Consider the following 26043-nt stretch of genomic DNA (forward strand, 5'->3'; position numbering starts at 1 on the left):
GGGGTGACACAGTCGAGGACTCGTCCTGCACCCGAAGCGTCGGTGTGGGACACGGTCGAGCCCGCAACATCGCACGATGGTGTGGTGGGTAGCCGTGAGAAACGTGGATCTTCACCGCCTGCCACGTGAGTGGCAGGAAGTATCAGATTTACGTAGACGCTGCGATCTCGTGCCGCAGCTGCACTCCCGGCGGCTTGGGGAGGTCGGGTACGAGCTTGGCGACGCCGGCAAGGCCGACGGCGCCGAGAGCGGCGACGACCAGGAAGGTCATGCGCCAGCCTGCGGTGTGGCCCACGAACGTGCCCATCGGCACCCCGACGACGTTCGCCACGGTCAGTCCGGTGAACATCAGCGAGATGGCGGCCGCCTTCCTCTGTGGCGCCACCAGTTCGGCGGCGACGACGGAGCCGATCCCGAAGAAGGCGCCGTGGGCCAGGGACGCCACCACGCGGCCGATCAGCATGACGAAGAAGACCGGGGCCACGGCGGAGATGATGTTGCCGAGGATGAACAGGCCCATGAGCAGCATCAGCATGTTCTTGCGAGAGATCTTGGTGCCGAGGACGGTCATGATCGGGGCACCGATCACGACGCCGAGGGCGTAGCCGGTGACCAGGTATCCGGCCGTCGGCACGGACACCCCGAGATCCGTTCCCACTTGGGGCAGCAGCCCCATGATCACGAATTCCGTGGTGCCGATTCCGAAGGCCCCGACAGCAAGGGCCAGCAGTGCGAGCGGCATGAGAGACGATCCTTTGATCGGATGAAGAAATGCGCGTACGCACTTTGCAGGCGTCAACAATAATTGCAGACGCCGACTATTTGCAAGCGCGGGTATAGTCGGGAGTGATGATCACGCCGGTCGACTGCCGGCGTCACCTGTTCACACGACGGATCGAGGGAGCCGACGATGACCGCCACGGACCCGACGATGACCGCGCTGGCACACAGCTGGTCGGCGCTCTCGCTGTTGCACGGGCGAATCGAGAACAGGATCGAAAGCGCGCTGCAGTCGGCGCACGGGTTGAGCGCACGCGAGTACTCGCTGTTGGACGTGCTGGATCGCCAGCACGACGGTGAGGGTGGGCATCTCCAGATGCGACAGGTCGCCGACTCCGTCGTCCTCAGTCAGAGTGCCACCACCCGGCTCGTAACCCGATTGGAGGACCGCGGGTTGCTTGCGCGCTACTTGTGTCCCACCGACCGGCGCGGCATCTACACCGACGTCACCGAGGCCGGGCGAAGCCTGCTGGAGGAAGCCCGGCCCACCCACAACGCAGCGCTGTGTGAGGCGCTCGACGAGGCCGCTGCCCAGCCGGAACTCGCGCCGCTGGTCGACACCATCCGGCAACTGCAGGAGAACGCCCGGTCGGACGCGCCTGCCTGAGGGGTCGGTGGTTGAGCCGACCGGTGACAGTCGGGTAGCTCTCGTCTCGTCTGGCCACTTGAACGCCGTTCAAGTATGGTGTCCTTCCATGACCGCACCCGTCAGTCTGGCCTGGCTCGACGACGCCGCCGAGAAGCGCCGCGTCGCGGGACTGCACCGCACACTGCTGCCTCGCACGTCCGGCTCCCGTCTCGTCGATCTGGCGTCCAACGACTACCTCGGCCTGGTCCGGCATCCCGAGGTCGTCGCCGGCGCCGCGGCCGCACTGCGCCGTTGGGGTGCGGGCGCGACCGGTTCTCGGCTCGTCACCGGCACGACCGCCGAACACGAACTGCTCGAACGTGAACTCGCCGAATTCGTCGGCGCCGAAACAGGTCTCGTGTTCGCCAGCGGATACGCCGCCAACCTCGGCGCGGTCACCGCGCTCGGCGGCCCGGACACCCTGATCGTCTCCGACGCCGGCTGTCATGCCTCGCTCGTTGACGCATGCCGCCTGTCGCGGTCGCGGATCCAGGTCGCGCCCCACGGCGACGTCGAGTTCGTCGAGGCAGTCCTTGCTGCGCGCGCACAACCGCGCGCCCTCGTTCTCACCGATTCGGTGTTCAGCGCCGACGGTGACCTCGCGCCGCTGCAGGCACTCCACCGGGTGTGCCGGGCGCACGGCGCGTTGCTGCTCGTCGACGAGGCCCACGGTGTGGGCGTCCGCGGTGTAGGGGGACGCGGACTCGTACACGAAATGGGCCTCGCCGGCGAGCCCGATGTCGTCATCACGGCGACGCTCTCCAAGTCGCTCGCCGCACAGGGCGGAATCGTCCTCGGCGACAGCAGGATCCGGGAACATCTCATCGACACCGCCCGGACCTTCATCTTCGACACCGGCCTGGCGCCCGCGGCCGTCGGCGCCGCCCGCAGCGCCCTGCGCATCCTTCGGGAGCAACCGGAGCGTGCCACCGCGGTGCTCGACCGGGCTGCCGACCTCGCCCGCATCTCGGGCGTCGACGCGCCCGAATCGGCGGTCGTCTCGGTGATCCTCGGGGACCCGATGGTCGCCGTCGGTGCCGCCGCGGCGTGCCGCGAACGCGGCCTGCACGTCGGGTGCTTCCGTCCCCCGTCCGTTCCCGCAGGCACGTCCCGGCTACGCCTGACCGCCCGCGCGAACCTGGACGCCGACGATCTCGCGATGATCGAGTCGGTGCTCGGTGACGTCCTCGCGGAGGCACGCGTGTGAGCGTTCTCTGCATCACCGGCACCTCCACCGACGTCGGCAAGACCGTGACGACGGCGGCGGTTGCCACGGTCGCGGCGGCGGCCGGCCTGCGGGTCGCGGTGTGCAAACCCGCGCAGACCGGCGTCGCCGACGGCGAACCCGGCGACCTCGCCGAGATCACGCGCCTCGCCGGTCCCGGCATCGACACCCTCGAACTGGCCCGCTATCCCGAACCGCTCGCGCCGGACACCGCGGCCCGACGCAGCGGACGGCCGCTGCTGAGCCTGCTCGACGTCGTCGCCGCGGTACGGGAGCTCGACGCGACCCACGACCTGACACTCGTCGAAGGCGCCGGGGGAGTGCTGGTCCGGATCGGCGCCGACGGCTTCACCATCGCCGATGTCGCGGCGGCACTGGATGCGCCGGCGCTGGTCGTGGCGGCGGCCGGCCTGGGCACCCTCAACCACAGCGCCCTGACGGTCGCGGCCCTGCGCTCGGCCGGTGTGCGGTGCGTCGGCACGGTGATCGGATCATGGCCTGCAGCACCGGATCTCGCGCAGCAGTGCAATCTCGAGGATCTGCCCGACGTCGCCGGTGTACCGCTGCTCGGGCGTATCCCCGAAGGTAGTGGCTCAGTCGCTCCGGAGGAGTTCGGAGCCGGTGCGCAGGAGTGGCTGGCCGCCTGCCGGCTGCTGCCGGAGCCGGTCGACCCACTTCTTCGGCCGCGCGGGTGACGTCGGCCCATCGATCGGCCTGGTGGCTAGTCCTGTCCGCGTGGGGGTAGGGAGACGTTCACGCCCCCGCTGTCGTGTTCGGGACCCGCAGCCGCGCTGCCCGCCGGTACCCGCTGCCGGAATCGCGCCGCCTCACTCGGGCCGGTCGCGCCGCCCGGGTCGAGCTCACCGCGGTACGGACCCGGCTTCGGGCGCGGTGCTCCGCCCGGAAACGCGAGCCGCAGGATGGTTCGGTGCACCATGGACCACTGCTTCACCAGCCCTCCGGAGTTGTACGGCAGTTCGTACCGTTGGCAGATCTCCCGCACCTTGGGTGCGATCTCCGCGTAGCGGCTGCTCGGCATGTCGGGGTACAGGTGGTGCTCGACCTGGTATCCGAGGTTTCCGCTGATGATGTGGAAGAGCGGGCTGCCCTCGATGTTCGCCGCACCGACTAGCTGGCGCACGTACCAGCCGCCGCGGGTCTCGTTCTCGACCTCGCGAGGACTGAACGTGTAGGTCTGGTCCGGGAAGTGGCCGCAGAAGATGATGCCGTGTGCCCACACGTTGCGGATGATGTTCGCGGTAGCGTTCGCCACCAGGGTGGCCAGGAACGTGCGCTCGACGCCCGGGATCGTGCGATCGAGGATGTCGGCGACGCCGGACCCTCGTCCGGTCGGCCGGAGGGACCGCAGCAGCCGTCCGAGACGAGAGGTTTCCGGTTGGCCGAGCCGGCCGCGGAAGGCGAGCTGGGCCAGGCCGAATGCGCCCGCGCTGATCAACGGCCAGCCGGCGTAGTCCTTGACGAGCTGTGCCCGGGCCTTGCCCGCGATCCCTTTGAGGTCCTCCCAGACCTCGGGCCAGGATTTCTCGCCGGCCCGCACGGCCTCGAGGTCCATGTCGTGCAGCGCGACCCCCCATTCGAAGAAGGCCATGAGCAACACGTTGTAGAAGGGCTGGGCCAGGTAGACCGGATGCCATTTCTGATGCGGGTCGATCCGCATGATCTCGTAGCCCAGGTCCTTGTCCTTGCCACGGATGTTGGTGAAGGTGTGGTGGATGTAGTTGTGCGAGTGCTTCCACGCCTTCGCGGTCGACGCGGTGTCCCAGTCCCACGACGAGGAGTGGATGTCGGGGTCGTTCATCCAGTCCCATTGGCCGTGCATGACGTTGTGACCGATCTCCATGTTCTCGAGGATCTTCGCCATCCCCAGACAGGCGGTGCCTGCCCACCACGCGGGTTTCGCGGCCGAACCCAGCAACAGCACCCGCCCCGCCACGGCCAACTGCCGCTGGGCGGCAATCACCGCTTTGATGTAGCGCCGGTCCCGCTCGCCGAGGTCCGCGTAGACCTCGTCGTGGATGGCGTCGAACTCCCTGGCCAACGCCTCGACGGTTTCTTCGCTCAGATGCGCGAGGGGGCTTTCCACGTCGATACTCACCTCGGTGGTCCCTTCGTTCACAGCTCGATCTCGATGTCGCCTTCCGCGGTGTTGATGCAGGTCCGCACCACCTGACCGGTGAAATCGGCAACCTCCCCGGTGCGCAGATCCCGCAACCGTCCCGATTTCAATGTCCCGGTGCAGGTATGGCAGATCCCGATCCGGCACCCGTAAGGCAACTCGGCTCCGGCCTGCTCGCCGGCCACCAGGATCGGGGTACCCCCGTCGCAGTGGGTTTCAATCCCGCTTTCCAGGAAACGGACGGTTCCGCCCGCACCGGCGGTTGCGGAGCCGCCGATGATGGGCTGGAAGCGTTCGAGGTGCAGCTTCGCGGGGTCGCCGTGGGCGTTCCAGTGCTCCACCAGCGCGTCGAGCATCTCTCCGGGACCGGAGACGAACGCCTCACGCTCCCGCCAATCCGGGCACAGTGCGTCCAGTTCGGCAGGCTGCATGCGGCCCTCCGTCTCGGTCAGCCGCACGTGCAGATGGAAGCCTTCCCGACGACGATCCAACTCGCGCAAGGTGGAGTCGAACATGATCTGCCCGGCGGTCCGGTCCGAATGCACGGCCACCACGTCGTCGAGGGCATCCAGGTGGTCGAGATGACGCAACATGCTCACGATCGGCGTGATGCCGCTGCCTGCACTGACGAACAGCATCCGGTCCGGGATCGGGTCGGGCAACGTGAACACGCCCTCGACCTCGCCGAGCCGGACGATGTCGCCGCGGGCGATCCGACGGACGAGGAACGGCGAGACCGTGCCGGTGGGAACCAGTTTCGGGGTCACGCTGATCAGACCGTCGTCGGCGTGGGGATCGGACGTCAACGAATATGCGCGCCAGTGGTAGACGCCGTCGATGACCACGCCGAGGCGAACGTACTGTCCGGCTCGGTGCCCGGGCCATTCGTGGGCGGGCCGGATCACGATCGTGGCCGCGGACTCGCCGGCCGGTTCGATCCGCTCGACACGTCCACGCAATTCCCGCGTGGTCCACAGCGGGTTGATCAACTCCAGGTAGTCGTCCGGGCGCAACGGGGTGAACAGATGCCGCACAGCCTTCAGCAGCCGTCTCCGCGCCTTCGGAACCTTCGGACGTGCACCACGCTCCGCCATCAATCCACCGTAGAGGACCTCGCGCGCCCCGACCGGCGCTTCCCCTCACGGGTTCGCATCGCGGTCCGCCGGTTTGTGCGCGACCACCCGGAACCCCATACCCATGGCACCGACCCGGTGGACCTCGTCGACGACGAACCCCGCGTCCTCGAGATAGGGGACCGGATCACGGGTGAGGTGATCGGCGCCGAACCGGACCGTGAGCGGTTCGACCATCCGCATGAGCGCCGCAGCCACCCGGTTGGTGGCCGGCCCGTGCTCGGCGAGGACGATGCGGCCACCGGGCACCAGTACCCGGAACGCTTCGCGGCTCGCCTGCAACGGATCCGGGATGGTGCAGAACGTCAGCGTCGAGACCACCGTGTCGATGCTGTCGTCCGGCAGGTCGAGCGCCTGAACGTCACCGCGGCGCACGGTCGCGTGGTTCAACTGCAGATCGGTGATGCGTGTGCGGGCGATGTCGAGCATCTTCTCGGACAGGTCGATGCCGAGGACGCTCGTCACCTGGGGGCCGTACAGCGGCAGGTTCAATCCGGTGCCTACGGCGAGTTCGAGCACGCGACCCTCGGCGCGCGGGACCGCCCACTGCCGGGGCAGACCCATGACGCGGCGTTCCCACCAGTCGATCTGTGTGTCGTACCGTCTCGACAGCGTGTCGAAGATCCGGCCCACCGTCTCGTTGTCCGGTTGTCGCATGGCGCCCCGCCTCAGCCGTGGTGCGAATCCGATCCCGTCGAATGTACCGAGATCGGAACCGGAATGAGCGATATACCCCTGCGGGTATATTCGCCAGGGTTGTCGAGAGAAGGGACCCGATCGTGCAGGATCGCACCGACGAAGAGCTGTGGGACGAACGCTACCGCTCGCGCACCGCCCTCTGGAGCGGCGCCGCCAACCGGCACCTCGTCGCGGAGATCGCCGACCTTGCTCCCGGCACCGCGCTCGACGTCGGCAGCGGTGAAGGCGCCGACGCGATCTGGCTCGCCCGGCGCGGCTGGACCGTCACCGCGGTCGACATCTCCTCGGTCGCTCTCGAGCGCGCGGCCGCACACGCGGCCGCCGAACCCGACGAGATCCGCGACCGGATCACCTGGCGGCACCAGGACATGACCGACTGGGATCCCGGCGACGACCGGTTCGACCTGGTCACGGCGCAGTACCTGCACCTGCCCGCCGGCCCGCGCGACGAGCTGTACCGGCGGCTCGCCTCCGCCGTCGCGCCCGGCGGAACGCTGCTCGTCGTCGGGCATCACCCGTCCGATCTGCAGACGACGATGCCACGACCGCCGCGACCCGAACTGTTCTTCACCGGCGACGATATCGCCGCGCTGCTCGAACCGGACTCCTGGCAGGTGATCACCGCCGCGGCGGTGCCGCACGAGGCGACCGACCCGGAGGGCCGCGCCGTCACCGTCCACGACACCGTCCTGTGCGCGCGGCACCGCTAGACCCTGGCCGGAACTACGAAGGTGCTCAGGGCTGTGCCTGCGCGTACATGATGCGGGTGATCTCGGTGCGGTCCGCCGGGGAGGGGGTACCCCAGCCGGACTGGTAGCCGATGGTCTCGGTCAGGGGTGTGATGGTGCCGTCGGTGTGGAGGATGTCGATGTCGTCGGAGGTGGCCAGCGCGGGGTGGGCGACGGCGAGGGCGTCGGAGAGTTTGAGCAGGTCGCGGCGCAGTGCGGTGAGGTAGTTGGCGGCGCGGGCGCTCTTGCTCGTCGGGTCGACGCCGCGCATGAGCCAGGCGTTCTGCGTGGCGACGCCGGTGGGGCAGTGTCCGGTGTGGCAACGTTGCGCTTGGATGCAGCCGATGGAGAGCATCGCCTCACGAGCGACGTTGACCATGTCGGCTCCGGCCGCGAATGCCATCAGTGCGGTGTCGGGCAGTCCGGTGCGGCCGGAGGCGATCCAGGTGATGTTCTCGGCGATGCCGGCCTTCTGGAAGATCTTCTGCACCAAGGGCAGTGCGGTGTGCAGGGGGTAGCTGACGTGGTCGGTGAAGGCCAGCGGTGCGGCGCCGGTGCCGCCTTCACCGCCGTCGACGGTGATGAAGTCGACGCCGCGGGTGCCGGTGGCCATGGCGTCGGCGAGGTCTTCCCAGAACTGCAGGTGGCCGACGGCGGATTTGATGCCCACCGGGAGTCCGGTTGCGTCGGCGATGGTTTCGACGAAGTCGAGGAGGGAGTCCACGTCGCCGAAGGCGGTGTGCCGTGCGGGACTTGCGCAGTCCCTTCCGGGTTCGATGCCGCGGATACGGGCGATTTCGTCGGTGACCTTCGCGCCGGGCAGGATGCCGCCGAGACCGGGTTTGGCGCCCTGGCTGAGTTTGATCTCGATGGCGCGTACGGGTGCGTCGGCGATCGTCTCCAGGAGTGCCGGCAGGGAGAACGTTCCGTCGGGTGTGCGGCAGCCGAAGTATCCGGTGCCGATCTGGTAGACGAGGTCGCCGCCGTGGCGGTGGTGGTCGGACAGTCCACCTTCGCCGGTGTTGTGCAGGGCACCGGCGAGTGCGGCGCCCGCGTTGAGGGCCTCGATCGCCGGCGCGGACAGCGAACCGTAGCTCATGGCGGAGATGTTGACCACCGACTGCGGCCGGAAGGCGGCGCGGCGGTCGCGGGGACCGCCGAGAACCTTCGCCGACGGCAGGTATGCCTGCGGCGAGTGTGGACGGGCGGGCAGGTCGCTGAAGGTGCGGGCCTTGATGATGGGGTAGCCGTCGATGCCGTCGATGTTGTTGTCGGTGCCGAATCCGAAGTAGTTGTTCTCGAGTTTTGCCGAGGCGTAGATCCAGCGGCGTTGGTCTCGGTTGAAGGGGCGTTCGGTGTTGTTGTCGGTGACGATGTACTGGCGCAGTTCGGGTCCGATCGCCTCGACTGCGTACCGCAGATGTCCGACGACGGGGAAGGTGCGCAGGATGCTGCGTCGCTTCTGCAGCAGGTCGTAGGTGGTCAGGCCGGCGAGGGCCAGAACGGGGAGACCGAATTTGTTCATGGGTCAGCGGGCCTGTCCGAATTCGAGATCACGCTCTGCCGGGAGCAATGGGCCGGGGTTGGCCGCGAATTCGGTGGTGTCTTCGGTCATGACCAACTTCCGGATTTAAGATACGATTCGTTTCCAATACGGAGATTAGCCCTCGGCGATACGATCTGCAACGCATCTAGGAGGGGCGGTGACCGCGACCAGGCGACGAGGCGCCGAACTCGAGCGGGCAATCCATGCCGCGGTGGTGGCCGAGGTCGCCGAGCGCGGCTACACCGATGTCACCTACGAGGGGATCGCCGCGCGGGCGGGCACGAGCAAACCGGTGCTGTATCGGCGGTGGCCGACGAGAGCGGAGATGGTGTTCGCGGCGTTCGTCGCCCGAGCCGATGCGATCCGCCGCGAGCTTCCCGACACCGGTGATCTCGTCGGTGATCTCGTCGCGGTGCTGTCGGAGGCGCGGACGCAGCTCGGAATGTTCCCGCACGACACGATTCTGGGCCTGCTGGCAGAGCTCGACGGAGACACCGCCGACCGGTTGCGGTCGCTGCTACCGGCGATCGGCAGCGCCGAGATGCGTTCGGCTGTCGAGCGTGCCCGCGCCCGGGGTGAGCTCGGCGACAACGACATTCCCGATCCTGTGCTGTCGCTGCCACTCGATCTGGCCCGGCACGACCTGCTGATCCGGGCCACACTGACCGATGACCGCATCGACTCCATCGTGCGTGTGATCGCGGTGCCGCTCCTGGAGCTGCACAGCCGAACCGACTCCGAGCCGAGCAGCTCGGCGGCGCCGCGGAGCGCGAGCGACCGGTGAACCCCGGCAGCGTCACCTGGAACCGTCGGGTGCGCGCCCACGACCCGGCCTCGCAGTTTCGTCGTCCGCGAGCGCAGTTGATCTGCAGCCCCAGTTTTCGTCTTGGCTACCACTGGTGTGCGACGTCCAGCACCACTCGGGAGCCGTTGGGTCCGTCGAGCGTGAACACGCGGAACGGCAGCCGGGCGCGGACCCCGACCCCGAGGGTGGTCTGCCCCTCGAAACTGTTGGCCCACGCGACCTGCCGCAGGGTGCGGTAGCCGGTGACGTCGACGACTTCGCCGCGGTTCGCCGGTGCCCAGTAGGCGGGCGCGAGGACGACCACCTGCAGGTACGCTCCGCCGCGCAGTGGCACGAAGAACCCCGACCCGTCCTCGTACACCGCGGGAACGTAGCCGACTCGGTATCCGGCTGCGGGGCCGGCGAGGTCGACGACGATCCGGTCGAAACACTCGTGCCGGCCCGAGCGAACCGCGGTGACCGGTGAGGTGACCATCGTCGGATTCGACTTGTCCTGCGAACCCCAGTAGATGCCGCAATAGGGCGTAGCGGCGGACGCGGTCGGGCTGATCAGTCCGATCCCCGCGATGAGTGCGAGCATCGCGAGCCACACATGGATCCTTCTCATTGCCTTGTCCTCTGTGCGTGGCTGATGAAGTGTCATCGCAGCGGATCCGACGCGCGTTACAGGCGCACAGCGCGATGAGGCGGATGCGTTCACGCGGTGGTGGACGACGCGGTTGTGAACGATGCAAAGTCCCTGTGGCGCAAGGCATCAGGGTTCGGTTGTGAGCGCGTCCCAGAATCGGTCGGGCACCGGAGGCCAGTCGTCTTGCCACCGTCCGGCCTCGCGGTCCGCGCGCAGATCCTCGAGCAACGCCCTCAGGTGCGGGCCGCCGTCGAGCAGGTAGCGCACGATGCCGAGGGCGGCGCACTGTGCGGTGATCGTCGCGAGCAACCCCTTCGCCTCGTCGGTGCGTCCGGCCGCGGCGAGGATGTCGACCAGCAGTCGGCGTGCCTGCAGGAGCGCCCGCGGTCGGCCGGCATCGGCGAGCATGTCCACCCACTCCTGTGCCCAGATGCACGCCAGTTCCGTTGCCGTCGGCGTGCCCTCGTCGAGCAGTGCCCGGATGGCGACGGCCTCGTCGAGCTGGGCGGTGAGCGCGTCGACCCCGTGGACGGGCCGTCGTCGCTGCGCATGGGTGATCGGTGGGGACGGGGGCACGCCCGCGGCCGGGGGCAGGCCCAACCGCACACGTTCGTCCTCGATCCGGGCCCGCAGCCGGGGCAACGTCAGCGCTTGGGCGGCTCGGGCGCCCGCCTCCAGGCGCTGCGCCGCCGCTGCGCGATCGCCCCGAAGAGCCTTGACCCGGGCGCCGATCGCGTACCGGGCCGCCTTGAACTCCACGCTCCCGCCTCCGTAGTCGAGGAGGTAGGCCTCGTCGAGGAGACGTTCGGCGTCGTCGAGGCGGCCCTGCTCGTACAGCAGTTCGCCGAGCAGCGACTCCGCGAGCCGTACCGCGACCGAGTGCTCGTCACCCTGGCTTCGGGCAACCCGCAGGGCCTGCCGGAACCGCTGCTCGGCGGCGGTGATGTCGAGTCGCTCGTGTGCGGCGATGGCGAGGTAGCAATAGCTGTGCGTCCGGATGTACGGACCGTGACTGCGGGCGTGATACGGCTCGGCCCACTCCTGGAGCCGTTCCGCCGCGTCGAAATCGAACCGGTAGACCGCGGCCATGAGGGCGAGGTGCGCGGCCGCGGACACCACCCACGGGGACAGCGAGCCGGCCCGGGCCACTGCGGGGCGGATCAGCTCGTCGACGGTGTCGAAGCGGTCGCACCGGACCTCGATGACCGCTCGTACCATCCCGCACTCGGCGCGCAGGTCCTCGGCTTCGTCGGCAGTGAGGGAAGCGGTGGCGAGAAGTGATTCGACGGCATCGACGGCCTGCTCGGCGGGTCGGACTCGGTTCGACAGGACGGCGGTCCAGGCCCGCATCAGCTGCAGGCGCGGACGGGTGGTCAGCACGGACGGGGGCAGCTTGTCGAGGAGGGCCTCCGCGGATGCCACCTGGGATAGTTCGAGCAGGATCGTGCCGTGCCGTTCGACCAGGTCGACGGCCATCTCCTGATCTCCCGCGGCCTGGGCGTGGGTCACCGCGTCACGGATGATCTCGTGTTCGGCGAACCACCGGGCCGCGGTGTGGTGCAGTTGCCTCACGCGGTCAGGGGTCTCGCGTTCGATCCGGCGCTGCAGGAACTCCCGGAACAGGTGGTGATAGCGAAACCAGGTGCGCTCCTTGTCCATTCGGCGTAGGAACAGGCCCCGGTCCTCGATTTCCTCGAGCAGCGACTGGCATCGTGTCTCGCCGGTGAGCGCGGTGGCCAGCTCGGCGGAAACGAATTCGCAAATGCACGTGGCGAGCAGGAAGTCGAGAATTCGGGGTTCGAGTGTGTCGAGGACGTTTTCGGCGAGGTATTCCCCGATCGCATGGTGGCTGCCGGTGATTCCGTGGATGAGGTCCGCTGGGTCGTCGCTGTCGCGCAGGGACAGAGAGACCAATTGCAGCGCCGCCACCCAGCCGCCGGTCGCGCGGGTGAGGGCGTCGACGTCCTCGTCGGTCAGGCGCAGTCCGGCCCGCTCGACCAGCAGCTGTCGCACCTCCGCCGGATCGAACCGCAGGGCGGCAGCGTCGACCTCGATCAGCTCGTCGCGCAGCCGCATACGGCTCAGGGGCAGACCGGTGCGCGCCTGGCTGGTCACGATCACCCGGAGGTGACCGGGGTCGGTGTTGTCCAACAGGAACGCCATCGCAGCGATGGCCTCGGAGTCGGAGATTCTGTGCCAGTCGTCGATGATCAGGACGACCTGCTCCCCGGACTGCTGAAGCTCGTTGATCAACGTGGTGAACACGTACTGAGCTGCGCCGTCGCCGTGCTCCTCGAGCACCGCGCCGAGGTCCTGGGCGAGGTCCGGCCGCACTCGGCGGAGGGACTCGACCAGATGCGCCAGGAGCCACAGGGGCTTGTTGTCGTCGTTGTCGACGGACAGCCAGGCCACCTGGACGCCGGTGCCGGCAAGTTCACGCGACCACTGTGCGGCCAGGGTGGTCTTGCCGAACCCGGGTGGAGCGGTGATGGCCGTCAGCGTGCGCTGCCCGCCCGCACGCAGGAGCTGCAGCAGTCGCTCACGGACCACCAGGGGACGAGTCGCGGACGGAGGACGCAGTCGCGTGGCGGGCACCGGAGGGGTCAGCGGCCCCGAACCGGTTCGCCGGCGGTAACCGGATCCGGTGGTGGAACCGAAACGAGTGGTGCCGGAGCCGACGGAATCACCGATCTCGGGCACCGCGAGCTCGTCCACCGGCAGTCCGTGACGTTGCTGGACCGTTCGCAACTGCTCGCCGAGTTCGGCTGCCGTGCCGATGCGTGTAGCCGTATCCCGGTCCATCGCGCGCTCGATCACCGTGCAGAGGTCCTCGGGGATGTCGATACCGCCCTGCAGGTCCGGCGCCGGTCCGCCGGTGATCCGGAGGAACTGGGCGACCACCGATTCGCCGCGGCGCCGCTCGTACGCCGCGTGCCCGGTGATCAGGCAGAACAGGGTCGCGCCGAGCCCGTAGACGTCGGCGGAGCGGGTGGGGGGTTGTCCGGAGAGCACCTCCGAGGCGGTGAACGCCGGAGATCCCGTGATCGCGCCGTCGGAGGTTTCGAAGGCCCCTGCGATCCGCGCGATCCCGAAGTCGGTCAGCTGCGGCTCCCCGTAGTCGGTCAGCAGGATGTTCGCCGGCTTGACGTCCCGGTGCAGCATGTTCATGCGGTGGGCGGTCTCCAGCGCGCCGGCGATCTTGACACCGATCCCGAGTGCGTCCTCCCAGCGCATGGGTCCCTGCGCTCGGAGCTGGGCTTCGAGCGAGTTGCGACGGTGGTACTCCATCACGATGTACGGCTGACCGGATGCGGTGGCACCGACCTCGTGGACGGTGACGATGTTCGGGTGGCCGGACAGTCGCCCCATCGCGCGCTGCTCCCGCAGGAAGCGTTCGAGATTGTCGGGGTCCGGTTCCGAGGTCAGCACCTTGATGGCCACGGTGCGGTCGAGTGCCGGCTGCCGGCACCGGTAGACGACGCCGAAACCACCCCGGCCGATTTCGTGCACGTCCTCGAACCCGGCCGCGATCAGTTCGGCCACGATTCGCGGCGGGTCCTTCCGCTGCGTCGCCTGCGGATCGATCTCCGCCATCGGCTGCCTCGTCCATATCAAACCGGGGTTGGTCGAATGCCCCAATGATATGCCCGTGACAGCGGAGACGGGCGATCGTCGAACGACATCGCCCGCCTCCGGAAAGGGGATCTTTATTCGTTGTGAACGTCGGCCTGAAGGTCTGCCTCCTTTCCCGCGTCTCGAGTCGAGTCACCCGAAACGGTCGTAGTGGATGGTGTCGATCGGATGGCCGTTCGTGCTCAGCAACTGCAGGACCGCATCCACCATGGGTGGTGGTCCGGCGAGGTAGACGCGCGCACCGGTGAGGCTGTGGGCCTGTGCGGCGAGCGCGTCGGTGACATAGCCGCTGGGCGTGGAGTCGTCACCGGATGGAGTCGATGTGGTGACGTGCAGGCGGCCGTTCGGCAGTCCCGCCAGGAGATGTGCCAGTTCCGACCGGCCGACGAGTTCGTCGACGCTTCCTGCACCGTAGAAGGCTCGCACCGGCCGGGGGTCGTCGGCCGCCGCCAGTTGCCGCGCAAGCGCGAGGATCGCCGAAACCCCTGTGCCACCGGCAATCAGGACGATCGGCCGTGCGTCCTCGCGTAGCCACATGTCGCCGTACGGCAGTTCCATCGGAACAACCGAACCCAGAGGCAGGGAGAAGAGCCGTTCGCTCCCGGGACCGCCGTCGTAGCGCTTGGCGATGAACTCGACGTGATGCTGTCCGGACGTGGCCGCCATCGAATAGCAGCGCCGCAGATCCGGGCCGAGTTCGAGGAGCGCGAACTGGCCTTCCCGATACTCGGCCGGCCGATCGAGCCGGAATCGGAAGCGGTGGATGTCGGGGCCGAGTTCGTCCACCTGCTCCAGCTGCGCGGTGTAGTCGCCGGTGCCGAGATGAGCGCGCGGGGACTCGTCGGTCCAGGTCGCCTTGACGACGAGGTCCGAGCAGGCCGCGCTCTGGCACGCCAGGATCCGCTTCCGCCTTTCGTCCCGTGGATGAATCGCCGGTGCGGTGTCGAACAGCGGGTCGATCTCACCCTCGGTGAGGGTGAGTTTGCAGGTCCCGCACGCGCCCCAGCCGCATTCGAAGGGAAGCCACACTCCGGAGCGCCGGGCGGCGGCGAGGATTCTCTCTCCTTCACGGATCTTGAATTCCGTGTCGCCCGGCGTCACTCGTACTCGATATACGGAGTTCACTGTTCGTCCCCGGGCGGATCCAGGAGCCCGCACGCCTGCAGGTATTCGTGTTGTGTGGCGGTGACGGCTTCGGTCAGGTCGACGGCCGCGATCGGCTTCGGCGCCTTCTCCAGCAGCTGACCGAGACCTCCGACTGCTTCGAGCATGAGCGGTTGCCACTGCGCGATCCAGGAGAGGAGCACGTCCTTCAGCTGCGGGTCGCGCTCGATGGAGTAGCGGACGAGGGCGGCCGACCAGGTCTGGCTGCGCTTGCTGTCCTCGCCGAAGTCGGTGAACAGGCTCCGCAGGAACTCGTCGCCGTTCTGCCCGGCCAGCGCGGCGAACTGCACGTTGAGCAGCGTGTCGAGCAGCGGCTTGACCACGAGGTTGAGGGCCGCGAAGCTCTCACCCCAGTCGTACGCGATCAGAAGCCGTTCCAAGGCCTCGCGCAGCGGCTGCCACAGGGGATCCTGTTCCCAGGCGGTCCGCGCGACCTCCGTGGACGCGAGCCGGTCCCCGTGAGCGTTCGCGAGAACCTTCGTCCAGTAGGCGAGGCGCTGGATGCGGCGCATCTCGTCCGCGGCCTGGAAGTTGGCGCAGTTGGTGATGAACGACGACGGTGCCATCTGGCCGACGTACAGACCTGTCATCTGCAGGATGTGCAGCGGAAAGCGCAGTGGTACGAAGAAGCGTTCGAGCGTTGCGACCCATTCCGGGTTCAGGTTCGGAGCCGACTCCGCGCATTCGTGTTGGTCGATGAGTTTGTCGACGAACACTTCCCGCTCGTCCTGCGAGGCGACGTAGTCCTTGTAGGTGAGCTTGAAGGGGTCGCGGAACTGCTCCCAGTCGTCGACCTGGAAGGGTGATCCTTCCCGGTGCTGCAGGTACCAGCCGTTGAGGGGCATGCCCGGGTGTTCGAACGGCTGCGGATCACGACGGAAGTGGGTGTGGAAGTTCGAGGTGACGACCTCGTAGGGTGACGGCTTGCGGCGCACGTCGCCGAGCAGGCTCCAGGTCTTGGGCTTGGCCTTGATTCGCGCGTTCGATGCCATCTCAATCTTTCCTTTCCAGAAACCAGACGATCTCGTCGTCTTCGACCTGCTTCATGCGACCGGCGAATCCGCTCAGTGCCGGTTCGAGCTCGACCAGTGGGAATTCCCGTCCGAGTTCGAGTTCGAGGCTCTGCCGGGTGAGCCGGCAGTATTCGGGTACCTGGATGCGGATGTACCCTCCCTCGTCGGACACTTGAACGTCCGAGTCCGGGTTGTCTGCGATGATCGCGTCGGCGACGGCATCGGCGAGGTCCATGTCGAGGCCGCGCATGAGCGGTCCGACCATCTTGGGTGTCAGGTCTGTCATCTCCGCCTTCTAGCTTTCGTTGGCCCGGTTGTAGTGGCGTTTACCGTCGTTCGGGATACCGACCTGGATCTGCTCGTCGGTGACACGGACGGGGAAGCGGAAGAGCTTGCAGCCGGTGGGGTTGAGTCCTTCTCCAGTGCGCATGTCGAATTCCCATTTGTGTCCGGGACATTCGAGGGTGCCTGCTTCGTCGTTCCACTCACCGTCGGCGAGCAGCACTTCCTGGTGCGGGCACATGCCCTGGAAAGCCAGGATCTCGCCGCCGTTGTGGTGGACCAGCAGGATCTGCTCTCCTTCGACCTCCACGTCGAGGATGTCGCCTTCCCACAGTTCGTCGGTTTCGAGTGCGTCGGTCCAGCCGACTTCGGGGGCGCTCATCGGTATCCCACCTGCAGCACGTCGAGCGGGCCCACTCCCGCGTCGGTCACGGTGGCGGTGTCGGCGAGTACCCGGCCCTGGAACCGGACCTGCAGGGGCCGGGGCTGGGCTGCGACGCGGCGACCGGCGGCGTGGTACGCCACCTTCTCGGCGACGACCGACATCGGGTCCGTGTCGTCGATCGGGACGAGCAGAACGACGAAGTCGCCGTCGAAGATCCCTTGCACGGGAAACAGTGCCATGTCGAGATCCTTTCTCTCAGCTGGCCTGCCGGCTGCCGGGTTGTCCGGCGAATGCCCAGGCGTAGTTCGTGGCGTCCTGTCCCTGTTCTGCCGGCGACAGACCCATGTAGTTCAGAGCGCCCTCGATGGTCGGTGGCTGGATGACTCCGCTCAGGAAGCGGTCGATGATATTGAGATGCCCGGCGAAGCGTTCCGGGTTCTGCTCGTAGACCCACTTGCACGGTTCCGAGCAGAAGAGCCGGCGCCGGCCGTCGGTGTCCAGGATCAGAGGCTCGGGGCTGTCGAGCTTGCCGACCAGGTGGCCGGCCGGGTTCACGAGCGGGATCTGGCACATGTTGCAGACCATCGGGAACGTTTCCGGCAGGGTCAGTTCGGGTTTGCCGGCGCGGATGTTCGCGGTGATGGCGTCCCACACCTTGCCGAACGTGTCGTTCCAGCCGGGATACTTCTCCTCGAGCCAATCCCGTTCCTCGGGGGAGACCCCGGCGTCGGGATTCCACCAGACGGTCGGCCGCCAGCCCCACACCCCGAGATGCAGACCGTGGTGGTACCAGTCCAGCTCCTGCAGGAAATGGCTCTCCCAGTACCACGGCACCTCGAGACCGAAGTCGCGGAACTGGTCCACGAACTGCTTGATCACCATCTCGTTCATGAATTCCTTGAACGAGTGCTTGCGGTGTTCGAGCGGGGTGTAGTAGTCCATCGACAGCCCGGTCAGCAGGGCGAAGATGTGCCAGGTGCGCCAGAACATGTGGTCGACGAGCTTCTGCGCGACGTCCGCTTGACCGTTGGCGATGAGGACCTTGATCGTCGGTTCGCCCTGCTGGGCGTGCCGGGCCTCGTCCGTCTGGATCGACGAGATCAACGATGCGAAGTCGACGTCGCCGACCTTCATCGCGTCGGCGGCCATGCCGAGGAACTGCAGGTTGGTGAAGCCGGTCTCGAAGGTGAAGGTCAGCTGGATCGCGGTCGAGACGGCGTCGTTGGCGGTGAACATGTCGTCGAAGAGGCTGCGTGCTGCGATCACGCCCCATTCGTTGGTGTGAAATGCCTTGTGCGCCCAGTCGGCTCGGGGTTCCTCCGGCAGGAGTCCGTGGGGGAAGAAGGTCTGGATCTGGCCGTGTCGAGTCTCGTCGAGCGTTCCGTAGGTGGCCATGTTCCGCCACGCGGCCGACCGGCCGAACCGGCCCATGCGGGCCTCACCGATACCTGCCATGTATTCGGGAACCGCGATGGCGCCGTAGTGCGCCAGGATCGCCGACTTCCATCCGGGGTCGAGGTTTTCGTACATCGCCGAGCGGGCCAGGATGGAGTTGACCGCGTAGACGGACGTGTCCTTGTCGACCTGGTTGTGGACGTACTCCGGGTACGTGATCTTGTACGGTTCGTCCCAGATCCACCACTGCTCCGTCGGGATTCCGTAACTGTTGGACTGGACCTGCGGCCACACCTGGTCCTCCTCGACGTATCGAAGTGTCCAGTTCATGTCCCGCGTGAGGTCGTACCATTCCGATCGCGCCAACTTGGGCATGTCGTTTCCCTTACTGTCGTGCTTGGTGTGTGCACGCCGCGTTGCGGCGAAAGGTGTTGCAGCGGAATCGTGATGGTTCGATTCCTGCTATCCGGGAGTCCGATGCAATTCGAAGGTGTACAGGACGACGAGCGTGCCGTCCCTGAGGCGAGACGGCCGAATTGCGACCTCTGCCTTGTGGATCGGGACCGTGCCGTCCACGACCAGCGAGACCGTGCACCGGTCGTATCCGGGGGCGCTGACGTGGATTTCGATCGCATCGGTAGCGGCGCGCGAACCGTGCTCCAGAATTTCGAAGGATCCCTCGGGTTCGGCGTCGAGGAGTACGCCCCATACTCCGACGACGGCGTCGGTCACGGCGGCGCCGTCGTCGCCGACGATCTCGCCTGCGAGAAGGAGTTCGATTGCCTCGCTGTCGAATTCGTTCACCGTGAGTGCTGCGGGGGATGCGAGGTGTGTCGAACGGGCTGCGGGAGGCTCGACGCTGATGACGGACATGTGAATCCCTCTTCTTCTTCTCCGGACGGGACGTCGGTTGGACCGCGTCCCCTTCGGAGCGGGAGTTCCGGCCACGCGCTTTGCTCGCTGTCGCGCCTTCGTTCCGGTGGATTCCCGCTCGCGTGGAAGAAATGTTAGGTGGATCACAGAGGGAGGAATATCCGCCCGGCGCAGGGTCTGGCCGGATTGCGCAACGAGTTCGAAAGCCGCGTCGACGCTCGCCTCACCACGTCGGCGACAGGGAGCTCTGTGGTTCCCTGTTGCGCAGAGTCTCGGACGGTGTCTCGCCGAACTTGTTGCGATAGGCCGCGGCGAACCGCCCGAGATGCGTGAAGCCCCATCGGAACGCACTGTCCGAGACGGACGTCTGCACCTCCGGGTTGCAGAGTTCCGCGTGCACACGCTGAAGGCGGACTTCACGCAGATAGGTGGTCGGGGATACGCCGACGTAGCGCTGGAACCCGGACTGCAGCGTTCGGGCGCTGACCCCGATCGCGCGGGAGAGTTCCGATATCGTCCATGGTTCTTCCGGCTGCTGTTCGAGCAGGTCGATCGCCTGCTTCACGACACGCGGCCGTGCCGGTCCGTGCGTGCTGAGCAGCTGTTCGGAATAGTTGTGCGGCTGACCGACCAGCAAGCCCGTCATCACCAGTTCTTCGACGCGTGCGACCAGGAGCGGCTGGTGACCGATCTCCGCGTCGCGTTCCATCTCGGCCTGCAGCAGCCTGACGCTGTCGACCCAGGTGTGCAGCGACGGGGTGGTCAGGTCCATGCCGAAGTCGAAGCACAGCGGCGCCTTGATCTCGCAGCCCAGCAGGCCTGCAAGCTGCCGTTCCAGAGCGTGGCGTTCGATGCGTACGAAGAACATGCTGTAGTCGGGGGTCAGGGCGATCATCGAGGGGTCGTCCGCCCGATAGGCCACGCCGTGGTTCGGTATCGACACAGCGGTTTCGTGCCGGCCCCGCCGCGCTTCCGCGCTTCCCGTCAGGGGCAGAGTGAAGAAGTACTGCGCCTCGGTCGTCGGCGCCTCCAGCGTGATGCGGGACTCGTACTTCAGGTACGCCAGAGTGATGTGGCCGAGCCTGGCGGCGTTCATCCGCGCATTCGAGGACACCGCGCCCAAGGCCTGCACCTTGTGGGGCACCAGGAGACGGGCGCCGACATCGCGGATCACATCGAGGTCTCCGGTGCGGAACTGAGTGCAACCGGCAAGGGGTTCCATCGCCATGTAAGCAGCACCTCTACTTCTCTGGTCCCCCCGCGCGAATGCGTGTTGCGATAGACGTGGGGCAGCCATCGCGGGTGTGGTGTGACCCGCGTCACGGCAGTGTACGCCGAGGAGGGTGCTCGTGCCAGTTTCGGTCGGTTTGCGGTGACCGCGCAGGTGCAGACAGGGAAATCGCGTCCTACGTGCCTGTCACACGTTCCGGGCGAGGCGCTCAGCGCGCGACCTCCTCGAAGTGCGTGCGACCCTTCCGCTGCCACAGCACACCACCGCCCGCGGTGACGCCCTGTGCCTTCAGTTCGCGCTTGAGGATCTTGTTCGTCGCGGTGACCGGCAGGTCGCGGTCGATCCGCACCCAGCGCGGCCATGCCTTCGGGGACAGGTCGGACTGCGCGGCGAGGAACTGCTCGAACTCGTCGGGGGAGAGGTCGGCATCGTCCTGCAGCACCATCGCCGCCATCGCCTGATCGCCGACGCTGTCGTCGGGTACCGCGTAGACGGCGACCCGGTTCAGGGCCGGAAGGCGCTGCAGGATCCGTTCGATCGGGGCGGCGGCGAGGTTCTCACCGTCGACGCGCATCCAGTCGGCGGTGCGTCCGGCCAGATAGATCCACCCGTCCGCATCCTTGTAGCCGAGGTCGCCCGACCAGAACATGCCGCCGCGCATCCGCTCGTTCGTGGCGTCCGGATCGTTGTAGTAGCCGGAGAAGAACCCGCCGCCGTGCGTGTTGACGAGTTCACCGATTGCCTTGTCCGCGTTGATCAATGCGCCGTTCTCGTCGAACTCCGCCGGCTCGCACTCGGTGAGGGTGTCGGAATCGTAGACGGCGACACCGTCGAGACCGCGGCCGATCGACCCGGGTGGGGTGCCCGGTTCGCGCGTGATGATGATGGCCAGTTCCGTCGACCCGAATCCGTCGAACACCGTGCAGCCGAAGCGGCGCGAGAACTCGTCGATGTCGCGGTCGGTGGCCTCGTTGCCGAACGCCACCCGCAGCGGATTGTCGCGATCGTCGGGTTGTTCGGGTGTGGCGAGAACGTAGGAGAGAGGTTTGCCGACGTAGTTCATGTAGGTGACGCCGTAGCGGCGGACGTCGTCGAGGAAGCGTGACGCCGAGAACGACACCGGCACCATCGCCGCCCCGCTGTTGATCGCGACGCTCCACCCCGCCACGATCGCGTTGGAGTGGAACAGCGGCATGGACAAGTAGCAGACGTCGTCGCCGGTGATGTCGAACCGGTCGACGAGGTTGCGGCCGGAGAAGAGCACCGTGAGGTGCGCGACCTGCACGGGTTTCGGATCGCCGCTGGTGCCGGACGTGAAGATCATCATGAACGTGTCCATGACTGCCGCTTCGCGGTGCGGGGTCAGGTCCCCGGCCGAGGCGATCAACTCGGCCCATTCCGGTGTCGAGGTGTCGAACACCCGCACTCCGGTCAGGTCGAGACCGTCGAGCAGCGGCCGGTGTTCGGCATCGGTGACGACGATCTGGCAATCGGCGCGCCGGATGTCCCGGGCGAGACCGTCCCCGCGGCGGGTGGTGTTGATGCCGCACAGCACGTACCCGCCCAGGCCGGCCGCGGCGATCGCGGTGAGCATGTCCGGGGTGTTGCCGAGCAGGGTGCCCACGTGCACGGGCCGAGCCGGGTCGGCGATGGCGAGGAGTGCGGCGGCCTGCGCCGACGCCTCGCCGAGGTGTTCCCGCCAGGTCCAGGTGCGGTCGCCGTGGACGAGCGCGACGGTGGTGTCGTCGAGGCGCTCGCGCAGTACCTGCTGGACGGTCTCGGCCATCGTCCTACCTTCGTGTCGTGGGGGCGGCGTGCCGGCCGCGGGCCGGTTCCGGGGCGGCTGCCGTGACCTCGGCAGCCTCGTCCTGGACGGTGCCGAGGTGGCGGGAGAGGAACAGGATCTGATGCTCGACCGCAGCGTCGAATCTGCGGTGACCGGCGTAGAGACCGAAGTGGTCGCACGGATAGTGCCGGACCTCGGCGCGGGCGGCGAACCCGGCGACGGCCGCGGAGTGCGGGGGTGCGCTGCGATCGAAATCGGCGATCTGCATCAGCACCGGGCACAGTACGTTCTTCACCTGCTTCGCCGGCCGGTACGACCCGAGCTGCATCGTGATGTCCGCGTCGATCTCGTTGCGCCAGGTCGGCCCGGCGATGCCGGTGTAGTCCTCGAAATAGCCGTCCAGGCTGAGTGCCGCCGGCTCGCCGGGGCGGCCGACAACGGCGATCGTGGTGCCGGTCCGCCCGGTGAGGGCGCCGACGCGGCTGCGCAGACCGATCGCGGCCGAGCGCGCGAGCGTGCGGACGCTGTGGTGACGCAGCGCGGTCACCGCGGCGGCGCGGCCGTCGACGAGCGGGGTCATCGACACCACCGCGGCGACGTCGGTGCGGCCGGCGGCCACCGCGAGCACGTGTCCGCCCGACAGGGACACCCCCCACAACGCGACCCGGCCGGGATCGACTCCGTCGAGTGCGGCCGCGGCCGACAGCGCGGCCCGGTAGTCGTCGAGCTGATCGGCCACGTCGACACGCTGACGCACCGCGCCGCCCGAGGAGCCGAACCCGCGATAGTCGAATGCGAACACGTCGAGTCCGGCGTCGGCGAGCCGCTGCGCGAACGGCTGCAATCCGGAGTCCTTCGTGCCGCCGAGCCCGTGTGCCATCACCACGATCGGCCGGCCCCGGTCGTTCGCGAGGCGGTCGTCGGAGGCGCGGAAATACCAGGCGTCGCAAGGGGTTCCGGACGAATCGAACGTGACGCTGCGGCAGGAGGACGTTTCCGCACGGATCGCGCACCGGTCGTCGGGCGGTGCGGCTGCCACGAGAGCCGCACGGGCCGCACCCTCCGGCAGTTCGCGGGTGCGCAGGTCGTGCTCGTAGAGGAAGTAGTCGACCTGCTGGGTGTGCCGCGGCCGGTCGAGCATGTGACCGGTGTACTTCTGCTGGTCCTCGGCGATCACCCGCCGCATGTCGGCGATCGGCGGCAGCCGGTAGCGGCCCGCCGCGTACGCGGCGATGAGCCGCGCCTGGGATTCGACGAACGGGAACAGGGTCGGGGTCGCCTGCGCGAACCCGGCGAACGCGAGATCGTCGATGCCGGGTGCGAAGATCCGCTTGTACAGGTCGATGCGGTTGCCCGGCGCGCTGATGAAGTCCTCGTCGAAGAACGGGAACGTGATGTTGTACCCGGTGGCGTGGACGATGATGTCGAACTCGCCGGACGTCCCGTCCTCGAAATGCACCGTCCGGCCGTCGAGCAGGCGGACATCGGGTTTCGGGATCACGTCACCGGAACCGAGGCGCAGCGGCAGTTCCACCGACTGGGTCGGATGTGCTTCGAAGAAGCGGTGATTCGGGGTGGGCAGGCCGTACCGCTCGGGGCGACCGGACAGGAGCGGCTGGCCGAGTTGCGCGACCTTGCGCTGCCACGCGAGCGGAAGGTACGGGCTGGTGCGGTAGTACTTGTCGGCGGGTCTGCCGGCGATGTACTTCGGCACGATCCACGCACCCGACCGGGTGGAGAGGGTGACCTCGTTGCCGAGGGTCTTCGACGACAGCTCGACGGCGATGTCCGCGGCGCTGTTGCCGAGGCCGACGACGAGAATCCGCCGGCCGGTGAAGTCCAGCGGGGTCTGCGGGTCGATGTAGTGGTGCGAATGGATCTCGGTGCCTGTGAACTCGCCGGGGAACTCCGCCATCCGCGGATCCCAGTGATGGCCGTTGGCGACGACGAGGAAATCGGCGTGCCGGGTGCTGCCGTCCTCGAGGTCGAGGTCCCAGCCGCCGTTCTCGACCGGTTCGGCGTGCACCACACCGTTGCGGAACTCGATGTTCTTCTCGAGGTCGAACGCGCGGGCGTACCCGTCCAGGTATGCCTTGATCTGGGTGTGGTGCGGGAAATCCGGATACTCGTCGGGCATCGGATAGTCCTTGAAGGACAACTGATGCTTCGAGGTGTCGATGTGCAGCGATCGGTAGGCGCTGCTGTGACCGTTCGGGTTCCCGAATGCCCAGTTGCCGCCGATGCGATCGGAGGTCTCGAAACAGGTGTAGGGAATGCCGTAGTCGCCCAGCATCTTTGCGGTCGTCAGCCCGCTGATTCCTGCCCCGATGACGGCCGTGGTCGGTGCCGGCATGCGTCAGCTCCTCGATCCTGCTGCCGGAGCGGTTCCGGCGCGGTGCCCGCCAATCTAGAACATGTTTCCCTCCGGTGTGAACAGATCTCGAAAACTGTCTACAGCGGGTATCGTCGCGGTCGTGTCCCGGCACCGGGCCGGGACCGGTGCGGAGGCACGATGGGCACGGAAGCCGAAGCGACGACGGTGCGGGAACGGTTGCTGGACGCCGCCGAGAAATGCCTGCGGGACAAGGGGATCCGAGCAACCACCGTGCTCGAGGTCGCCGAAGCCGCGGGGGTGTCCCGGGCCTGGCTGTACCGGCACTTCCCGGACAAGGCGACCCTGGTCGGCAGCGTCATCGTCCGCCTCGACACGGCCTACTGGGCCGGAGCGCACGCGACGCTCGCCGAATGCGGTTCACTCGTCGAGCAGTTGGCGGCGGGCGTGCGGATCGGCCGGTCCGCGTACGGCGACCCGGGTGCGCTCGCGATCCGGTTGCGAACCGACGAACCGGAGGAGTTCGCGGCGTGCGCGGGCGCCGGCGTCCACGAACTCGTCCCGCACCTGGCCGAATTCTGGAACCGCTATCTCGTCGCGGCGGCCGAGCGCGGCGAGATCGACCCCGGAATCGACACCGCCGAGGCGGCCGAATGGGTTGCGCGGGTGCTGATCAGCATCGCCACTGTGCCGGGCAGAACCCTCGATCCCGACGATCCGGCCGCGGTGCTGAGGTTTCTGCGCCGCTATGTGATGCCGGGCCTGACCGTCACGGAGCCATAGCCGCCAGGTGGGCCAGCAGGTCGGGATACCGGCGGGTGTGTGCGCCACCGTTGATGTCGATGTTCGCCCCGGTCATCCACGCCGCCGCGTCCGACGCCAGGAACGCCACGACCTCGGCGATCTCCTCGGGACGTCCGCTGCGGCCGAGCGGCGTGTTCTCGAGGTAGTCCTCCGTCAGGCCGGACACCAGCGACACCCCCGCGACCAGCGGCGTGTCGACGAGGCCGGGGGAGATCGCGTTGACCCGGATCCGCCGGGGCGCGAGTTCGAGCGCGGCGACCTCCGTCAACATCAGCACGCCGGCCTTGGCCGAGCAGTACGCGGCCATCCCGGTGCCCGGTTGCCGGCCGTTGAGCGAGGCGATGAGCGTGATGCTGCCGCCGTCGACCACCCGCCGGCCCGCGTGTTTGACCACGAGGAACGCGCCGGTGAGACACACGTCGAGGGTGGTGCGCCAGCCGTCGAGACTCAGGTCGGTGATCGCGCCCGGCACGCTGAGCCCGGCGCAGTCCACCACCGTGCCGATGTCCCCGAACTCGGATGCGATCTCGTCGAACAGTCGCTCGACGCTGTCCTCGTCCCGCACGTCGACGTGCCGCGCCACGGCCCTGTTGCCCAGTTCACCGGCGCCCAGTTCTCCGGCGCCCAGTTCTCCGGCGCGCAGCAGCGCGGCGTCGGCGTTCACGTCCGCCACGATCACCTGTGTTCCGCGCGCGTGCAGCCGCCGGCACGTCGCCCAGCCGATCCCCGAGGCGCCGCCGACGACGATTGCGTTCGCTTCCTTCACGCCGGTACCCCCGTTTCCCGTTCCACCCGATGCCGCGATGGTAGAGACGGAACGGGCGCGCGGTGACGAA

The 26043-nt window shown here is 67.7% G+C and carries 23 protein-coding genes and 2 pseudogenes; 6 read left to right on the forward strand and 19 right to left on the reverse strand.

Features of this window, described 5'->3' with window-relative positions; genetic code table 11:
* Positions 1–157 precede the first annotated feature (157 nt).
* Positions 158–742 (reverse strand): annotated as a pseudogene (locus M1M07_RS21815) (MFS transporter); the annotation flags it as partial.
* 168 nt (positions 743–910) lie between these two features.
* On the opposite strand from M1M07_RS21815, the gene M1M07_RS21820 reads away from it, so the two are divergent.
* The 3 genes from M1M07_RS21820 (at position 911) to bioD (ending at position 3328) form a co-directional block, all read left to right on the forward strand.
* On the forward strand, positions 911–1387 hold the full coding sequence (locus M1M07_RS21820; protein ID WP_197250445.1) for a MarR family winged helix-turn-helix transcriptional regulator: 477 nt from the start codon (positions 911–913) through the stop codon (positions 1385–1387).
* Positions 1388–1475: 88 nt separating this feature from the next.
* Entirely contained in the window at positions 1476–2615 is a 1140-nt protein-coding gene (locus M1M07_RS21825; RefSeq protein WP_197250446.1) for an 8-amino-7-oxononanoate synthase, read from the forward strand.
* Positions 2612–3328 (forward strand): dethiobiotin synthase, encoded by a 717-nt coding sequence (bioD, locus tag M1M07_RS21830; RefSeq protein ID WP_248675517.1) that lies wholly within the window; start codon positions 2612–2614, stop codon positions 3326–3328. Before M1M07_RS21825 ends, bioD begins: the two co-directional genes overlap by 4 nt.
* A 26-nt stretch (positions 3329–3354) precedes the next feature.
* On the opposite strand, the gene M1M07_RS21835 is transcribed toward bioD, so the two are convergent.
* From M1M07_RS21835 to M1M07_RS21845, 3 genes are read right to left on the reverse strand one after another with little or no spacing between them, the layout of a single operon-like run.
* On the reverse strand, positions 3355–4749 hold the full coding sequence (locus M1M07_RS21835) for an acyl-CoA desaturase (protein WP_248675518.1): 1395 nt from the start codon (positions 4747–4749) through the stop codon (positions 3355–3357).
* Between the two features lie 17 nt (positions 4750–4766).
* Positions 4767–5864: a ferredoxin reductase gene (locus tag M1M07_RS21840; protein WP_197253994.1), complete on the reverse strand. Its 1098-nt coding sequence runs from the start codon at positions 5862–5864 to the stop codon at positions 4767–4769.
* A 45-nt stretch (positions 5865–5909) separates the two neighbouring features.
* Positions 5910–6560, reverse strand: coding sequence for a class I SAM-dependent methyltransferase (locus M1M07_RS21845; RefSeq protein WP_197253996.1), 651 nt, complete (start codon positions 6558–6560; stop codon positions 5910–5912).
* A 122-nt stretch (positions 6561–6682) separates the two neighbouring features.
* On the opposite strand from M1M07_RS21845, the gene M1M07_RS21850 reads away from it, so the two are divergent.
* Entirely contained in the window at positions 6683–7312 is a 630-nt protein-coding gene (locus tag M1M07_RS21850) for a class I SAM-dependent methyltransferase (RefSeq protein ID WP_248675519.1), read from the forward strand.
* 25 nt (positions 7313–7337) lie between these two features.
* On the opposite strand, the gene M1M07_RS21855 is transcribed toward M1M07_RS21850, so the two are convergent.
* Positions 7338–8855, reverse strand: coding sequence for an FMN-binding glutamate synthase family protein (locus M1M07_RS21855; protein ID WP_197253998.1), 1518 nt, complete (start codon positions 8853–8855; stop codon positions 7338–7340).
* A 178-nt stretch (positions 8856–9033) separates the two neighbouring features.
* Between M1M07_RS21855 and M1M07_RS21860 the strand changes: the two genes are divergently transcribed.
* Positions 9034–9660, forward strand: coding sequence for a TetR/AcrR family transcriptional regulator (locus M1M07_RS21860; protein WP_248675520.1), 627 nt, complete (start codon positions 9034–9036; stop codon positions 9658–9660).
* A 106-nt stretch (positions 9661–9766) separates the two neighbouring features.
* Here M1M07_RS21860 and M1M07_RS21865 read toward each other — a convergent pair whose 3' ends face one another.
* The 13 genes and pseudogenes from M1M07_RS21865 to M1M07_RS21925 form a co-directional block, all read right to left on the reverse strand.
* Complete coding sequence (locus M1M07_RS21865) at positions 9767–10288, reverse strand: hypothetical protein (protein ID WP_231611074.1); 522 nt, start codon at positions 10286–10288, stop codon at positions 9767–9769.
* Positions 10289–10435: 147 nt separating this feature from the next.
* Entirely contained in the window at positions 10436–13903 is a 3468-nt protein-coding gene (locus M1M07_RS21870; protein ID WP_197254006.1) for a serine/threonine-protein kinase, read from the reverse strand.
* A gap of 171 nt (positions 13904–14074) precedes the next feature.
* On the reverse strand, positions 14075–15043 hold the full coding sequence (locus M1M07_RS33070; protein WP_197254008.1) for a 2Fe-2S iron-sulfur cluster-binding protein: 969 nt from the start codon (positions 15041–15043) through the stop codon (positions 14075–14077).
* 20 nt (positions 15044–15063) lie between these two features.
* The gene (locus tag M1M07_RS21880) at positions 15064–16098 is read right to left on the reverse strand and encodes an aromatic/alkene monooxygenase hydroxylase subunit beta (protein ID WP_197254010.1); all 1035 of its coding nucleotides are present in this window, start codon (positions 16096–16098) and stop codon (positions 15064–15066) included.
* 1 nt (position 16099) lies between these two features.
* Positions 16100–16405 carry an MmoB/DmpM family protein gene (locus M1M07_RS21885; protein WP_197254016.1) on the reverse strand — a complete coding sequence of 102 codons (306 nt, stop codon included), beginning with the start codon at positions 16403–16405 and terminating at the stop codon, positions 16100–16102.
* 9 nt (positions 16406–16414) lie between these two features.
* Positions 16415–16783 carry a Rieske 2Fe-2S domain-containing protein gene (locus M1M07_RS21890; RefSeq protein WP_197254024.1) on the reverse strand — a complete coding sequence of 123 codons (369 nt, stop codon included), beginning with the start codon at positions 16781–16783 and terminating at the stop codon, positions 16415–16417.
* Positions 16780–17025 (reverse strand): toluene-4-monooxygenase system B family protein, encoded by a 246-nt coding sequence (locus M1M07_RS21895; protein WP_231611075.1) that lies wholly within the window; start codon positions 17023–17025, stop codon positions 16780–16782. The genes M1M07_RS21890 and M1M07_RS21895 overlap by 4 nt, the downstream gene beginning before the upstream one ends.
* A gap of 16 nt (positions 17026–17041) precedes the next feature.
* Positions 17042–18556, reverse strand: a complete 1515-nt coding sequence (locus M1M07_RS21900) for an aromatic/alkene/methane monooxygenase hydroxylase/oxygenase subunit alpha (RefSeq protein ID WP_197254026.1) — start codon at positions 18554–18556, stop codon at positions 17042–17044.
* An 87-nt stretch (positions 18557–18643) separates the two neighbouring features.
* On the reverse strand, positions 18644–19054 hold the full coding sequence (locus M1M07_RS21905; protein ID WP_248675521.1) for a hypothetical protein: 411 nt from the start codon (positions 19052–19054) through the stop codon (positions 18644–18646).
* A gap of 223 nt (positions 19055–19277) precedes the next feature.
* The gene (locus M1M07_RS21910) at positions 19278–20282 is read right to left on the reverse strand and encodes an AraC family transcriptional regulator (protein ID WP_248675522.1); all 1005 of its coding nucleotides are present in this window, start codon (positions 20280–20282) and stop codon (positions 19278–19280) included.
* A gap of 211 nt (positions 20283–20493) precedes the next feature.
* Entirely contained in the window at positions 20494–22071 is a 1578-nt protein-coding gene (fadD1, locus tag M1M07_RS21915; RefSeq protein ID WP_248675523.1) for a fatty-acid--CoA ligase FadD1, read from the reverse strand.
* Positions 22072–22075: 4 nt separating this feature from the next.
* On the reverse strand, positions 22076–23110 hold the full coding sequence (locus tag M1M07_RS21920; protein WP_308200830.1) for an alpha/beta hydrolase: 1035 nt from the start codon (positions 23108–23110) through the stop codon (positions 22076–22078).
* A 6-nt stretch (positions 23111–23116) separates the two neighbouring features.
* Positions 23117–24424: pseudogene (locus M1M07_RS21925) on the reverse strand (flavin-containing monooxygenase); the annotation flags it as partial.
* Between the two features lie 159 nt (positions 24425–24583).
* Between M1M07_RS21925 and M1M07_RS21930 the strand changes: the two are divergent.
* A complete protein-coding gene (locus M1M07_RS21930; RefSeq protein WP_197254036.1) occupies positions 24584–25186 on the forward strand; it encodes a TetR/AcrR family transcriptional regulator in 603 nt (200 codons plus the stop codon).
* Here M1M07_RS21930 and M1M07_RS21935 read toward each other — a convergent pair.
* Entirely contained in the window at positions 25173–25973 is an 801-nt protein-coding gene (locus M1M07_RS21935; protein WP_248675524.1) for an SDR family oxidoreductase, read from the reverse strand. The genes M1M07_RS21930 and M1M07_RS21935 overlap by 14 nt on opposite strands.
* Positions 25974–26043: the final 70 nt, after the last annotated feature.

The organism is Rhodococcus sp. HM1 (assembly GCF_023218075.1).
In the GTDB taxonomy this organism is placed as follows: Bacteria; Actinomycetota; Actinomycetes; order Mycobacteriales; family Mycobacteriaceae; genus Rhodococcus.